Genomic DNA, 384 nt, shown 5'->3' on the forward strand with positions numbered 1-384 from the left:
AACTGCTTTTCCTGTGGCGTCTAACTGAATCGTTATATTTTGAGCTACAACTGTTGGTTTGATTTTGTCCTGTACAGTAACTGTGGCGGTGGCGGTATCCGAATTTCCATTAACATCAGTTACTGTCAGTACCACTGAATTGCTTCCAATATTCGTGCAATCAAAAGTGGTTTTGTCTAAAGTCATTCTAGCAATAGCACAATTATCAGTAGAACCGTTATCGATTTGAGAAGCCGTTACAACTGCTTTTCCTGTGGCATCCAGTTGAACCGTTATATTTTTTATTAGAACTGTTGGTTTCATTTTATCTTCGACAGTAACTGTGGCAGTGGCTGTATCTGAATTCCCATTAACATCTGTTACTGTCAGTATCACTGAATTGCT

Annotated in this window: 1 protein-coding gene; it reads right to left on the reverse strand. The window is 38.8% G+C overall.

Features of this window, described 5'->3' with window-relative positions:
• Positions 1-384 (reverse strand): hypothetical protein (locus tag NJT12_RS24910; protein WP_271338806.1); only part of this gene is annotated, 384 nt, incomplete at both ends.

It is taken from the genome of Flavobacterium azizsancarii, assembly GCF_027980145.1.
Lineage (GTDB): Bacteria > Bacteroidota > Bacteroidia > Flavobacteriales > Flavobacteriaceae > Flavobacterium > Flavobacterium azizsancarii.